We start from the raw sequence: 12,598 nt of genomic DNA on the forward strand, positions 1-12,598 counted from the left end.
CGTGTTTTTTATTCAATTATCGGTTCAGCCAAGGTTCAGGATTCAACTTTTCTTTCTCCCTACGCAACTGGAAGTGCAATACCGTCCGTCCATTATCCGTACCGTCAGAAAAGACCTGACCGATGGATTGCTTCGTCTTCACCGTATCACCGGCTTTGACGGATGCAGAAGAAAGATTGCAATAAACAGAAATATAATTGCCATGACGAATGAGGACATTAAATAATCCGTTCAATTGGAATACAGCCGCCACCTTTCCATCAAAAATGGCACGCGCCTGTGCACCCGGTTTTCCCTGAATATCAATACCCTTGTTATCCAGTTTCACGTTGCGCAACCCCTCTACGGCATATTGTCCGTAACGGCTGGTGATAATATAAGCGCCGGATATAGGCATTGGCAATTTCCCGCGATTCGCGGCAAAGTTACCCGATAATTCCCGATCCGCCTTACTCATGGTATAAGCCTCAAGAGGTTTCGATTTAGCGGTCGTTTCCGTTGCAACAGATTTTCCCTCCTTGCTTTCTTCTTTCTTACGGGCAGCCGCTTCACGACGAGCCTCTTCCTGCGCACGCTTACGGGCACGCTCTATTTCTTCCGCAATTAATTTATCGATGCGGGCATTCAGCTGATTGGCTTCCCTGCGTTTTTTATTTATCTCATTCTGCAATCCTTTCTGCTTCTTTTGCAGATTAGTCACCAACGTGCGTTTCTCTTTTTCCTGCTCTTCCAACTTCACCTTTTCGCTCTCACGTTCTTGCAACAGGTTCTCCTTGGCAGCTTTCACCTGTTGCAGTTCCGCTTTCTTCTTGCGTATCTGCTCCTGTTTCTTTAGGATTTCTTCCCCTTGCAGACGTTGATAAGTGGCATATTCACGAACATATCGCATACGCCGATAAGTCTGCCCCAGATTTTTTGCCGAAAAAATAAACATGAGCTTCTCCTCTATCGACTTATTCTTATACAAGTACTGGACAGAAGCTTCATATTTCTTCTTTTTATCTTTCAAATCCTTCTCCAACCCGTGCAACTGGCGCTCCAATGAAGCCAACTCACGCTGGATAGCCTCCACATCATTGTTGATAGCCATGATATAGCGTTTCCGCTCTTCAATCTGTCCGGTCAACACAGCCAGACTATTCAACTGACTTCCCACATCTTTCTTTGTATCCTTCAATATAGATTCCGATTCGGCAATCTGTTTTTGCAGCGCACCGCGTTTACTTTCCAGCTCACGAATCAACTTGTTCGATTGAGCGAAAAGAGGAACTGCCAACCAAAGGCAACTGATTAGAATAACAAAGAAACGTTTCATCATAATAAAGCTACCAGCATTTTTACTAATTCTTCCAAGGGAATCTGGTTGTATTTGGACGTCAGTTCCGTCGGAGTCATTGAAAACTCTTGTGTGGAAAACTCATAAAGTTGGACTTTAGCCTTTTCTAATGAAGGAATTCCTATATCTTTTCCTGTCAGTTCTGTCTTTCCACCAGGAAGAGAGGCATCCATCAATATCTTTTCCAAACGGGAAAACTCCACATTCTTCGACAATACATTTTTCAATTCAGCTTTAGTGGCACGAACAAAGCGTTTATTCATCCTGTCTACCAACAAAACTTCATCGGGAGTAACTTCTATACGTGCCACTTCCGTACGCAGAATAGGCATCAATAAGGAGATTTGTACCCGCTCATGAGTTTTCATCTTCATGGTTCCCCCTACAGACATACTTCCCTTCTTGCCGGGAATAGTCAACTGAAGCTTGGAAGCCAGGTAACTGGATGTCGGAGCCTTTGTTGAAGTCTTAGTTTCCGAAGTTGCCAAGTGCTTCGAACTCTTACAGCCGGCCAACACCAATACCACCAACAACAGTAGATAAATGATTCTTTTCATTCCGCAATATATTTCTTCTTCTCTATTTTCTGTTTCAACGTTTTCGACTCGCTACCCATTTCCAGTGCCTTCTTCCAATATTTCAACGCACCTTCCACATCGCCGGTCATAAAATAAATATCTCCGCAATGCTCCACAATCACATCGCTCTTCTCGCCGTCGTTCTTCATTGCATTGTCAATATAGATACGGGCTTCGGCATAGTTTCCCTTTTCAAAAAGAATCCATGCATAAGTATCGAGATAGGTCGAATTATTAGGTTCGGCTTTCACCGTTTTATAACTCATCTCCTCCGCCTTGTCCAAGTCACGACGTTCCACAGACAGATAATAAGCATAATTGTTCAATGCTCCAATATTGGAAGGATTGTACACCAAAGACGAATCGTAAGCAGCGTATGCCTCCGCCATCTGTTTCTTGGTATGATAAATGTCTCCCATGATTGAATAGAAATCCGAAATGACTTCTTTTCTGGTATCGGCAGTTACATGTTCCAATGCCCTGCTGCAAACACTCAATACACTATCCGTCTGTTCTGCCTGATGATAAGCAATAGCCAGATAATAATAAAGTTCCAACGCATCGGGAGTGGCTTCAATACCCGGTTCACAGACTTTGATAATTTGCTTGTAGTCTTCCTTCTTCACCGCCGCACTAACCAGCATCAATCGGGCAGCCTTATTGGTAGGGTCCAGATCAACCACCTGCTCCAATACCGGCACAGCCTCTTGTTCCATATTCTTCGACAACAGATATTGAGAATAAAGCATCGGAATCTGCGGATCATCTATATCCTGCTTCATCATCCGGTCGAACAAGGCAATCACTTGAGTGCTATCTTTGGCAGACGACTGTTCGTTTTCCACAATCACCTGTCTCATAACACTGATTTTGGTATCGGAAGTCACCTTCTTATTCAGCAATAAAGTATCCAACTGCTGTTGATACAACTCTTTCTGTCCGGTCTGTTCATAATAAGAAGCCATTGAAAAAAGAGCCATCGGATTGTCAGGCTCTACCGCCAGGACCTTCTGATATGCATCGTATGCTTCCTGTTTTTTTCCATTCTGAAGATACACATCTCCCAATATCACCTGATAACGCATATCCATCGGATATTCCTGTACCAGACTTTCTATTTCCTGAAATGCCTTCTTATCATCTTTCATCTGAAGATAAATACGGAATTTCTCCATAGAAAGCTGCTCATTCTTACCCAAGCGTTTCTCTAAACGGTTCAATGTAGAAATGACATCATTATATTTCTCCTGACGACTGTAAATATCAAGAAGACTGAACAAAGGCTCCTGCTTTGACGGGAAACGGGTTACCATTTTCTCAAGCAACGTTACAGCCTTATCCAACTCGTTCTGTTGCTGATACAGGCTGACCAGCCCCTGGCTATACCAGAAATTATCAGGAGCAAAAGCCACCGCCTGCTCCAAAGCCGCCTGACCTTGCGGCACCTGGCGGAGGAACATATAATACTGCGATATTTCATAAAGCGCCGAAGAAGCATTCGGATTGATATCCAGACAATGCTGTAACAATCCAAATGCCGCATCATACTCATTCTTTTCTTTCATCCGCATGGCTTCCAAAAAGAAGTAGTCATATTTACGCTGTTGTTCAGCAGGAAGCAATGATTCTTTTACCGAAAAGGATGCATCTGCCTTCACTGCTGTTTTTGCTGTACGCATAGAACGGGTTCCCCCACACGAAGTGAGCACTAACACCGTCACGAACAGCCATCCTATTTTTATCTTCATTCTATTTTTTCGATTAAGCATTCATCATACTCCGGTATGTCCGAAGCCACCGGCTCCGCGTTCCGTTTCATCCAGCACCTCCACTTCCTGCCATACAGGCTGTTCGTGCTTTGCTATCACCATCTGCGCGATACGTTCGCCATCTTCAATAACAAAAGCCTCGGACGAGAGATTGACTAAAATGACACAAACTTCTCCACGATAATCCGCATCAATCGTACCCGGAGAATTAAGTACTGTGATACCTTTCTTTATCGCCAGTCCGCTACGTGGACGAACTTGCGCCTCAAATCCCTTCGGCAGAGCGATATACAATCCTGTCGGCACCAGACAACGTTGCAACGGTTCCAGTGTGATAGGTTCAGAAAGATTAGCACGGATATCCATTCCTGCGGACAATTCGGTGGCATAAGCCGGAAGCGGATGCTTCGATTTATTGATAACTTGAATATTCATAAATGCATGTTTACTATTTAACGGGCGAAAATACACATTTTGAACTGAAAAATAGTTAAGTTTGCAGTTAAATAATGTACCGTTCCCTAAATTGTAAATAGTAAATAGTCAAATCGTAAATAAAATGATGAATTGGAAACAACTAATATCAGCGAAACGTTTCGGGATGGAAGAATTCCATGAAGAACGACAGGAAAACCGATCCGAATTCCAACGGGACTATGACCGTCTCATTTTTTCGGCTCCTTTCCGCAGATTACAGAACAAGACGCAAGTATTCCCTCTTCCGGGCAGCGTTTTTGTACACAACCGACTTACGCACAGTCTCGAAGTAGCCAGCGTTGGCCGTTCACTCGGGGACGATGTTGCCAAAGCACTTCTGGAACGTCATCCGGAACTTCAAGATTCTTTCCTGCCGGAGATCGGTTCTATCGTCTCGGCCGCTTGCCTGGCACACGATTTGGGAAATCCACCCTTCGGTCATTCAGGTGAAAAGGCTATTTCTACTTTTTTCTCTGAAGGGAAAGGAGTTCGCCTGAAAGAAAAGCAGCCGAACGGCGAGCAACTTTCTCCGATGGAATGGGAAGATTTGACACATTTTGAAGGAAATGCAAATGCGTTCCGAATACTGACACACCAGTTTGAAGGACGTCGCAAAGGCGGATTCGTCCTGACATATACCACTCTGGCTTCTATCGTGAAATATCCCTTTTCATCGAGCCTTGCAGGAAGCAAATCGAAGTTTGGATTCTTCGTCAGCGAAGAAGAAAGTTTCCAAAAAATAGCAACTGAATTAGGACTGACCTTGCTCAACGAGCATCCTTTGAAGTATGCACGCCACCCACTAGTCTATTTAGTGGAAGCGGCAGACGATATTTGCTACCAGATGATGGATATTGAGGACGCATATAAGCTGAAGATTCTCACCACTGAAGAAACCAAAGAACTATTAATGACCTATTTCAGCGAAGAGCGGCAGGAACATCTCCGTAAAACATTCCTGATTGTCAATGATGTCAACGAGCAAATCGCCTACCTGCGTTCTTCCGTCATCGGTTTATTGATCCGGGAGTGTACCCGTGTCTTTTTAGATCATGAACAAGAAATACTGTCCGGCACGTTCGAAGGATCACTAATCAAGCGCATAGCCGAACGTCCGGCAGCAGCCTACAAACACAGCGTCGAAGTATCTATCAATAAAATCTACCGTTCACGGGACGTACTGGATATCGAGCTAGCGGGATTCCGCATCATCAGTACCTTACTCGAATTGATGATAGACGCCGTGACCTCACCCGAAAAGGCTTATTCCAAACTCCTGATCGACCGGGTATCCAGCCAATACAATATAAATTCGCCTGTACTCTATGAAAGAATACAGGCGGTACTTGACTATATATCGGGAATGACCGATGTCTTTGCTCTTGATCTTTATCGTAAAATTAACGGGAACAGTCTGCCTGCGGTGTAACCACTTTAGGAGTAAAAACCTCTTTCCCTTCACAAGAAGACAATCTCAACGCATCCGGATGGCTTTCAATAAACGTCTGGATGTGTCGAATTCGTTTATCTTCAAGAATTTCGTCTACAGCAATCAGGATACCGGTTTCTTCCACATCACCGAACTCGTAATTGACAGCTGTTCCGAACATACGCATCGTAGGGCTTAAGCTCATATACGCATTTACCAACGGAGGAATATTATAGCCCAATTTACGGATTTCACAATTCAATATCTTATAGTCCTCTTTAAAAGTACTCTTGCAGAACAATGCGTTCAACTCTTCTTCGGAAGTCTCAAGTTGCAGAGGCTCAATCGGAGTAACAAGTTTCTCTTTATCATAAAAATGTTTCTTGAGGAAATGAAGAATCATATCACGGCCACGACGATGGTAGCTAGGATACATGGTCACCTTGCCAAAGAAATACTTCACATTCGGCATAACCACGGTCAACGCTCCCAACCCGTCCCACAGATTATCCAAAGCGAACAATCCTTTGCTTCCGGCACGGGTAGACTGATATTCAAGCGTAACAAACGAACGCCCCAGCTCAATTGTCTGCGGCAGGTATTCTTTAATAAAAGCATCAGAAAAATGAAACATGTGGGAAGTAGCCAGAATTGGCGCGCCTTTTTCATCAAAACGCACGTCCGTACCAAGCAGATACCGGTAACCACCCAGAATTTCTTCCGCTTCCGGATTCCATACGATCAACTGCTTATAGGGGTGTTCCATCGTGTCGTATTCATCAATATCCATTGACAGACCTGTTCCTCCACCAGCAGCACGGAAAGCTATTTCACGCAAACGACCAATCTCTCTCATTACATTAGGAGCATTCTGATGAGTAATAATATAAATCTGATTATTACTCTTATTCGTCATTCGTAAGCGTTTGTCTTCCGTCAATTCTGCCTTCAGCAGTTCTTTGCTTACCGGTTTAATAATCTCTTCCATATTCCTTGTTATAGTTGTTCTATCAGTTACAGTTTATAAACAATATCCTTTACGTATTCAGCCCACTGCGCAGGGGTTTTCGATTTATCAAAAGTCTGCCAGGGTATGGGTTTGCCAAAAGTGACAGTAAAAGTTTTGTGGCGATTCTTAAACATTTCATCCGCAAGATACAACATAGCGATGTTAAACTTGATACCCAATGCCTTGCAAATATTTGCCAAGTTGTAGAAGAAATCAGAATTCCTACCGCCGAAATGCACGGGTATTACATCACGTTTTGCTTGTATGCTCTTTACTACAAATGTCTTTTTCCATTCCAGATCACGAATGACTCCATTCTGACGACGCGAACACAGTCCGGCAGGGAACATTATCAGCTGGTCATCCGACTGAAATCCGGCTTCCACCATTTTCGGGAAGTCTTTTGCCTGTTTGCCGGTTTTATTAATAGGTATGCAAAGGGGAGCCAATCCGCGTAGATTCATCAACAAATCATTCACCAGGTATTTCACTTTCCCGTCATAGTGCTTTCCCAACACATAACCAAGCGCAACACCGTCCTGTCCGCCTAACGGATGATTGGACACAAAAGTATACAATCCATCCTTAGGCAAATTCTCAATGCCTTTTACGTCCACTTTCGCATCCAAAAAGCCCATACATGCCTCCAGAAAGTCCACACCCAATCTATCCTTCGACTCATTCAGGAATACATTAATTTCATCCTGATGAACAATTTTCTTCAGATAAGAAACCACGAATTTAGGGATGTACTTATAATGCTTCGGAGCCTTTGTCCGAAGTATCTTATCGACATCAATCAAAAATAAAGAGTCATCAGTCATTCTTTTCAAATAAAAATGATGGCACAAAATTAACGGTTCTTTTTTATTAATCGCAATAATTTGGTAGAAAATGCAGGATTTAAGTTCAGAAGATAAAAAAATACCACCCAGAAACTATCAAAAACAACCTAAAAACTATCCGCGGATAGTTTTCGGGCATAAAAACGTCGGATTTCCCCCTATCGGGTTTCAGAAATTCACGTAAACTTGCAACATCGAAAATAACAAACGAATATTCACCTTTAAAAAGCAACACATATGAAAAGTTTAAGCTTCAGAAAAGATTTAGTAGGAGTACAAGATGAATTACTACGCTTCGCTTATAAACTGACAACTGACCGTGAAGAAGCAAACGATTTGTTGCAGGAGACATCATTAAAAGCATTAGATAATGAAGATAAATATACCCCTGATACAAATTTCAAAGGATGGATGTATACCATCATGCGCAACATATTTATAAACAACTACCGCAAGGTAGTCCGCGACCAGACATTCGTCGATCAGACGGATAATCTTTATCATCTGAATTTACCACAGGACGGAAGTTCAGAAAGTACAGAAAGAGCATACGACCTGAAAGAGATGCACCGTGTAGTCAACAAACTCCCCAAAGAATACAGAGTTCCGTTCGCCATGCACGTTTCAGGATTCAAATACCGTGAGATTGCGGAAAAACTGAACCTCCCGCTAGGCACAGTAAAGAGCCGTATTTTCTTCACGCGCCAGAAATTACAGGAAGAATTGAAAGACTTCCGCTAGACCTTAACTATATAAATTGGTGATCTCGGATCACATACTTCTTTAATACAGATTTTAGTTTTGATAATGATTAAAAGGCAGAAATACTCCGGTATATTCTGCCTTTTCTTTTATTACTAAGATTAGTTGCACGACACCCGGGTCTCAACACCTACAACACCCGGGTCTCAATGGGTCTGACACCCGGGTGTCAGGTATGATGAGACCCGGGTGTCGTACAAGTTCCTATTGCATCAAAAGAAGTCTTCACTACCCTATTATTTAAAATTCACCTATACAGACATTTTTTTCCGTTTTACTGCCATAACTCCCCCACCAGCAGACTACTCTCAAAGCCGCATCATTTTCAAGCAAATAGACATTTAACATTCTGTTGAAAACTTCTCTGAAAGTTTTTTATGGAAAGTTGTGGGGAATTGTGGGGAATTTCATACTTTTACGGTCGCTTATTATAATAAGGTAATGATACGTTTTTTAGGAAATATTGAAGCCAGGGCGGACGCCAAAGGAAGGGTGTTCATACCCGCTACCTTCAGGAAGCAACTACAAGCAGCTTCCGAAGAGAGGCTTATTATGCGTAAAGACGTATTTCAGGACTGTTTGACCCTGTACCCCGAGAGCGTGTGGAACGAGGAGTTGAACGAGCTTCGCAGCAGGCTGAACAAATGGAACAGCAAACACCAACTCATTTTCAGACAGTTTGTGAGCGACGTTGAAGTGGTGACACCTGACAGCAACGGACGTATATTAATCCCCAAACGATATTTGCAGATTTGCAGCATTCATGGAGATATACGTTTTATCGGCATCGACAATAAGATAGAGATCTGGGCGAAAGAGCGGGCAGAACAGCCTTTCATGTCGCCTGAAGAGTTCGGTGCAGCATTAGAAGAAATTATGAACGATGATAATAGACAAGATGGAGAAAGATGAATTGACATACCATGTACCTGTATTGCTGAAAGAGAGCGTTGACGGGATGAATATCCAACCGGACGGAACGTATGTAGACGTTACATTCGGAGGAGCGGGACATTCGCGCGAGATACTTTCACGACTCGGAGAAGGCGGACGTTTATTGGGATTCGACCAGGACGAGGACGCTGAACGGAACATTGTCAACGATCCTCACTTCATCTTCGTGCGCAGCAACTTCCGTTATCTGCAAAATTTCCTGCGTTATCACGACATCGAGCAGGTAGATGCAATCCTGGCCGACCTCGGCGTATCGTCCCATCATTTCGATGATAGCGAACGCGGCTTTTCTTTCCGTTTCGACGGAGCGCTGGATATGCGTATGAACAAGCGTGCCGGAATTACGGCAGCAGACATCGTGAATACTTACGAGGAAGAACGTCTTGCAAACCTCCTCTACCTGTACGGAGAGCTGAAGAATAGCCGCAAACTGGCTTCGGTCATCGTTAAAGCCAGAAGTGGGCAGTACATCCGGACTATCGGTGAGTTTCTGGAAATCATCAAACCGCTTTTCGGTCGTGAACGCGAAAAGAAAGAGCTGGCAAAAGTGTTCCAGGCACTGCGGATCGAAGTAAATCAAGAGATGGAAGCGCTGAAAGAGATGTTGCTGGCAGCTACGGAAGCATTAAAGCCGGGCGGCAGACTGGTGGTAATCACTTATCATTCGTTGGAAGACCGCATGGTGAAAAACATCATGAAGACGGGCAACGTAGAAGGAAAAGCAGAATCCGACTTCTTCGGAAATCTACAAACGCCTTTCCGCCTTGTCAATAATAAGGTAATCGTCCCCGACGAGGCAGAAATAGAACGGAACCCACGGTCGAGAAGTGCCAAATTACGAATTGCAGAAAAGAAATAAAAAGATATGGAAGAAGAAGAAGTAGTAAATAAGAAAACAGAAGAAGGCAAGAAGAAAAACCGCACTTCGCTGAAGAGTATTCTGGGTGGAGACATTCTGGCTACCGATTTTTTCCGCCGTCAAACGAAGTTGCTGGTACTTATCATGGTATTCATCATCTTCTACATTCACAATCGTTATGCCAGTCAACAACAACAGATTGAGATAGACCGGCTGAAAAAGGAATTGATAGACATTAAATACGACGCACTGACGCGCAGCTCGGAACTGATGGAGAAGAGCCGCCAGTCGCGCATTGAAGATTATATATCAAACAAGGAAAGCGATTTGCAAACATCAACCCATCCTCCTTACCTTATTAAATAAGTGGAGAGTGGAGAGTTGAGAATTGAGAGTTTTTAAAAGACAAATACTGTGGCAGTTAATAAAAAGAACATAATGACCCGTTACTTCTTCGTCATCCTGTTGATGGCGTTGATAGGAATAGCTATTGTTGTAAAAGCAGGCATCACCATGTTTGCCGAACGACAATACTGGCAGGATGTGGCTGATCGTTTCGTAAAAGAGAATGTGACGGTGAAACCTAATCGTGGAAACATTATTTCTTCTGACGGTAAACTGATGGCCAGTTCGCTACCCGAATACAGGATCTATATGGACTTTATGTCCGGTGAAAAGGACGAAAAACGCAGGCAGAAAGATCAGGCACGCCGGGATTCCATCCTTAATGCCAATATGGACTCGATCTGTATCGGACTTCACAAGATATTCCCGGACAGGAGTGCAGCCCAATTCAAAGCACATCTCAAGAAAGGACGCCAGGCAAAAAGCCGTAATTATCTGATTTATCCGAAACGTATTTCCTATATACAATATAAAGAGGTAAAGAGACTGCCCGTCTTCTGTTTGAACCGGTATAAAGGCGGATTTAAAGAATTAGCATACAATCAGCGCAAGAAGCCTTTCGGTTCACTGGCTGCCCGTACGCTGGGAGATGTGTATGCAGATACAGCCAAAGGAGCCAGAAATGGTATCGAGCTTGCTTTCGACACTATCCTGAAAGGACGGGACGGACTGACGCACCGCCAAAAAGTGATGAACAAATACCTGAACATTGTCGATGTGCCGCCGGTTGACGGTTGCGATTTGATTAGTACCATCGACGTAGGCATGCAGGATATCTGCGAGAAAGCATTGGTAGACAAGCTGAAAGAGCTGAATGCCAGCGTAGGCGTGGTGGTATTGATGGAAGTAGCTACCGGAGAAGTGAAAGCAATCGTCAACATGATGCAAGGTAAGGACGGCGAGTATTACGAAATGCGTAATAATGCTATCAGTGATATGCTTGAGCCGGGTTCTACTTTCAAGACGGCCTCCATTATGGTAGCTCTCGAAGACGGTAAGATTACTCCGGACTATGTGGTAGACACCGGCAACGGACAGATGCCGATGTACGGACGTGTCATGAAAGACCACAACTGGCACCGTGGAGGATATGGGAAGTTGACTGTTACAGAAATTCTGGGAGTATCGTCCAACGTCGGTACCTCTTATATTATAGATCATTTCTATGGTAGCAATCCACAGAAATTCGTAGACGGGTTAAAACGGATGAGTATCGACCAACCGCTCCACCTACAGATTTCAGGAGAAGGGAAGCCGAATATCCGTGGTCCGAAAGAACGTTATTTTGCAAAGACCACTTTGCCGTGGATGAGTATCGGATATGAGACACAGGTTCCACCAATCAATATTCTGACGTTCTACAACGGAATAGCCAATAATGGAGTCAGTGTACGTCCGAAATTTGTCAAAGCTGCCGTAAAAGACGGGGAAGTCGTGAAAGAATATCCGACAGAGGTTATCAATCCTAAGATTTGTTCGGATAAGACTTTGGCACAGATTCGTGAAATACTTCGGAAAGTGGTCGGTGAAGGACTTGCCAAGCCGGCAGGGAGTAAGCAGTTCCACGTTTCAGGCAAAACGGGAACGGCGCAGATTTCACAGGGGGCAGCCGGATACAAAACGGGAAGAACGAATTACCTGGTTAGTTTCTGCGGATATTTTCCGTCAGAGGCACCTAAATATAGTATGATTGTCTCTATCCAGAAACCGGGCTTGCCGGCTTCGGGAGGTTTGATGGCAGGTAGTGTATTCAGCAAGATTGCAGAAAGAGTGTATGCCAAAGACCTGCGGTTGCCGCTTACCAATGCAATTGACACCAATTCCGTAGTCATTCCGAATGTAAAAGCCGGAGAGATGCGCGAAGCGCAACGGGTATTGGAGGAGCTGGAGATTAATATACAAGGTAAAGTTGCCGATTCAGGAAAAGAAGTGTGGGGGAATACGCACGTTGCTCCGCAAGCTGTGGTTCTTGAAAGCCGGAGCAATATGCAGAACTTTGTGCCGAGCGTGATAGGTATGGGAGCGAAAGACGCCGTATACTTGTTGGAAAGCAAAGGATTGAAAGTCAATCTGGTCGGGGTAGGCAAAGTGAAAAGCCAGTCGATAGCCAATGGAACCATCGTAAAGAAGGGACAGACGGTGACGCTGACGCTAAAGTAAAAATTAAAGATTAAA

At 43.9% G+C, this 12,598-nt stretch carries 12 protein-coding genes; 6 read left to right on the plus strand and 6 right to left on the minus strand.

Annotated elements, in window-relative coordinates:
* Positions 1–16: 16 nt before the first annotated feature.
* From DW173_RS16040 to dut, 4 genes are read right to left on the minus strand one after another with little or no spacing between them, the layout of a single operon-like run.
* Entirely contained in the window at positions 17–1,318 is a 1,302-nt protein-coding gene (locus DW173_RS16040) for a murein hydrolase activator EnvC family protein (RefSeq protein WP_120144768.1), read from the minus strand.
* Positions 1,315–1,893 carry a DUF4292 domain-containing protein gene (locus DW173_RS16045; protein WP_049701651.1) on the minus strand — a complete coding sequence of 193 codons (579 nt, stop codon included), beginning with the start codon at positions 1,891–1,893 and terminating at the stop codon, positions 1,315–1,317. The genes DW173_RS16040 and DW173_RS16045 overlap by 4 nt, the downstream gene beginning before the upstream one ends.
* Positions 1,890–3,662 carry a tetratricopeptide repeat protein gene (locus DW173_RS16050; RefSeq protein ID WP_008024135.1) on the minus strand — a complete coding sequence of 591 codons (1,773 nt, stop codon included), beginning with the start codon at positions 3,660–3,662 and terminating at the stop codon, positions 1,890–1,892. Before DW173_RS16050 ends, DW173_RS16045 begins: the two co-directional genes overlap by 4 nt.
* A 24-nt stretch (positions 3,663–3,686) precedes the next feature.
* Positions 3,687–4,118, minus strand: coding sequence for a dUTP diphosphatase (gene dut, locus DW173_RS16055; RefSeq protein WP_004309527.1), 432 nt, complete (start codon positions 4,116–4,118; stop codon positions 3,687–3,689).
* A gap of 124 nt (positions 4,119–4,242) precedes the next feature.
* On the opposite strand from dut, the gene DW173_RS16060 reads away from it, so the two are divergent.
* Positions 4,243–5,589, plus strand: coding sequence for a deoxyguanosinetriphosphate triphosphohydrolase (locus DW173_RS16060; protein WP_055278601.1), 1,347 nt, complete (start codon positions 4,243–4,245; stop codon positions 5,587–5,589).
* On the opposite strand, the gene DW173_RS16065 is transcribed toward DW173_RS16060, so the two are convergent.
* Together DW173_RS16065 and DW173_RS16070 are read right to left on the minus strand one after the other, a co-directional pair.
* Complete coding sequence (locus tag DW173_RS16065) at positions 5,561–6,577, minus strand: GNAT family N-acetyltransferase (RefSeq protein ID WP_008024133.1); 1,017 nt, start codon at positions 6,575–6,577, stop codon at positions 5,561–5,563. The genes DW173_RS16060 and DW173_RS16065 overlap by 29 nt on opposite strands.
* A gap of 26 nt (positions 6,578–6,603) precedes the next feature.
* Positions 6,604–7,422 (minus strand): 1-acyl-sn-glycerol-3-phosphate acyltransferase, encoded by an 819-nt coding sequence (locus tag DW173_RS16070; protein WP_008642784.1) that lies wholly within the window; start codon positions 7,420–7,422, stop codon positions 6,604–6,606.
* A 258-nt stretch (positions 7,423–7,680) separates the two neighbouring features.
* Here DW173_RS16070 and DW173_RS16075 point away from each other — a divergent pair, with 258 nt between their 5' ends.
* The 5 genes from DW173_RS16075 (at position 7,681) to DW173_RS16095 (ending at position 12,583) form a co-directional block, all read left to right on the plus strand.
* Positions 7,681–8,184, plus strand: coding sequence for an RNA polymerase sigma factor (locus DW173_RS16075; protein WP_004315377.1), 504 nt, complete (start codon positions 7,681–7,683; stop codon positions 8,182–8,184).
* 462 nt (positions 8,185–8,646) lie between these two features.
* Complete coding sequence (gene mraZ / locus DW173_RS16080) at positions 8,647–9,117, plus strand: division/cell wall cluster transcriptional repressor MraZ (protein WP_004315379.1); 471 nt, start codon at positions 8,647–8,649, stop codon at positions 9,115–9,117.
* On the plus strand, positions 9,104–10,018 hold the full coding sequence (rsmH, locus tag DW173_RS16085; RefSeq protein ID WP_008018849.1) for a 16S rRNA (cytosine(1402)-N(4))-methyltransferase RsmH: 915 nt from the start codon (positions 9,104–9,106) through the stop codon (positions 10,016–10,018). The genes mraZ and rsmH overlap by 14 nt, the downstream gene beginning before the upstream one ends.
* Before the next feature lie 6 nt (positions 10,019–10,024).
* Positions 10,025–10,384 carry an FtsL-like putative cell division protein gene (locus tag DW173_RS16090; RefSeq protein WP_008776046.1) on the plus strand — a complete coding sequence of 120 codons (360 nt, stop codon included), beginning with the start codon at positions 10,025–10,027 and terminating at the stop codon, positions 10,382–10,384.
* A gap of 72 nt (positions 10,385–10,456) precedes the next feature.
* The gene (locus DW173_RS16095) at positions 10,457–12,583 is read left to right on the plus strand and encodes a penicillin-binding protein (RefSeq protein WP_120144769.1); all 2,127 of its coding nucleotides are present in this window, start codon (positions 10,457–10,459) and stop codon (positions 12,581–12,583) included.
* The last annotated feature ends 15 nt before the right edge of the window (positions 12,584–12,598 follow it).

Origin of the sequence: Bacteroides sp. AM16-13 (assembly GCF_003602705.1) — a bacterium.
Taxonomy (GTDB): Bacteria; Bacteroidota; Bacteroidia; order Bacteroidales; family Bacteroidaceae; genus Bacteroides; species Bacteroides xylanisolvens.

Excerpts from the sequence above, each read along its gene's own strand:
- dut (WP_004309527.1), bottom strand. The coding sequence starts at position 4,118 with ATGAATATTCAAGTTATCAATAAATCGAAGCATCCGCTTCCGGCTTAT.
- DW173_RS16090 (WP_008776046.1), top strand. The coding sequence starts at position 10,025 with ATGGAAGAAGAAGAAGTAGTAAATAAGAAAACAGAAGAAGGCAAGAAG.
- DW173_RS16075 (WP_004315377.1), top strand. The coding sequence starts at position 7,681 with ATGAAAAGTTTAAGCTTCAGAAAAGATTTAGTAGGAGTACAAGATGAA.
- DW173_RS16070 (WP_008642784.1), bottom strand. The coding sequence starts at position 7,422 with ATGACTGATGACTCTTTATTTTTGATTGATGTCGATAAGATACTTCGG.
- mraZ (WP_004315379.1), top strand. The coding sequence starts at position 8,647 with ATGATACGTTTTTTAGGAAATATTGAAGCCAGGGCGGACGCCAAAGGA.
- DW173_RS16045 (WP_049701651.1), bottom strand. The coding sequence starts at position 1,893 with ATGAAAAGAATCATTTATCTACTGTTGTTGGTGGTATTGGTGTTGGCC.
- DW173_RS16095 (WP_120144769.1), top strand. The coding sequence starts at position 10,457 with ATGACCCGTTACTTCTTCGTCATCCTGTTGATGGCGTTGATAGGAATA.
- DW173_RS16040 (WP_120144768.1), bottom strand. The coding sequence starts at position 1,318 with ATGATGAAACGTTTCTTTGTTATTCTAATCAGTTGCCTTTGGTTGGCA.
- DW173_RS16065 (WP_008024133.1), bottom strand. The coding sequence starts at position 6,577 with ATGGAAGAGATTATTAAACCGGTAAGCAAAGAACTGCTGAAGGCAGAA.
- DW173_RS16060 (WP_055278601.1), top strand. The coding sequence starts at position 4,243 with ATGATGAATTGGAAACAACTAATATCAGCGAAACGTTTCGGGATGGAA.
- DW173_RS16050 (WP_008024135.1), bottom strand. The coding sequence starts at position 3,662 with ATGAAGATAAAAATAGGATGGCTGTTCGTGACGGTGTTAGTGCTCACT.
- rsmH (WP_008018849.1), top strand. The coding sequence starts at position 9,104 with ATGGAGAAAGATGAATTGACATACCATGTACCTGTATTGCTGAAAGAG.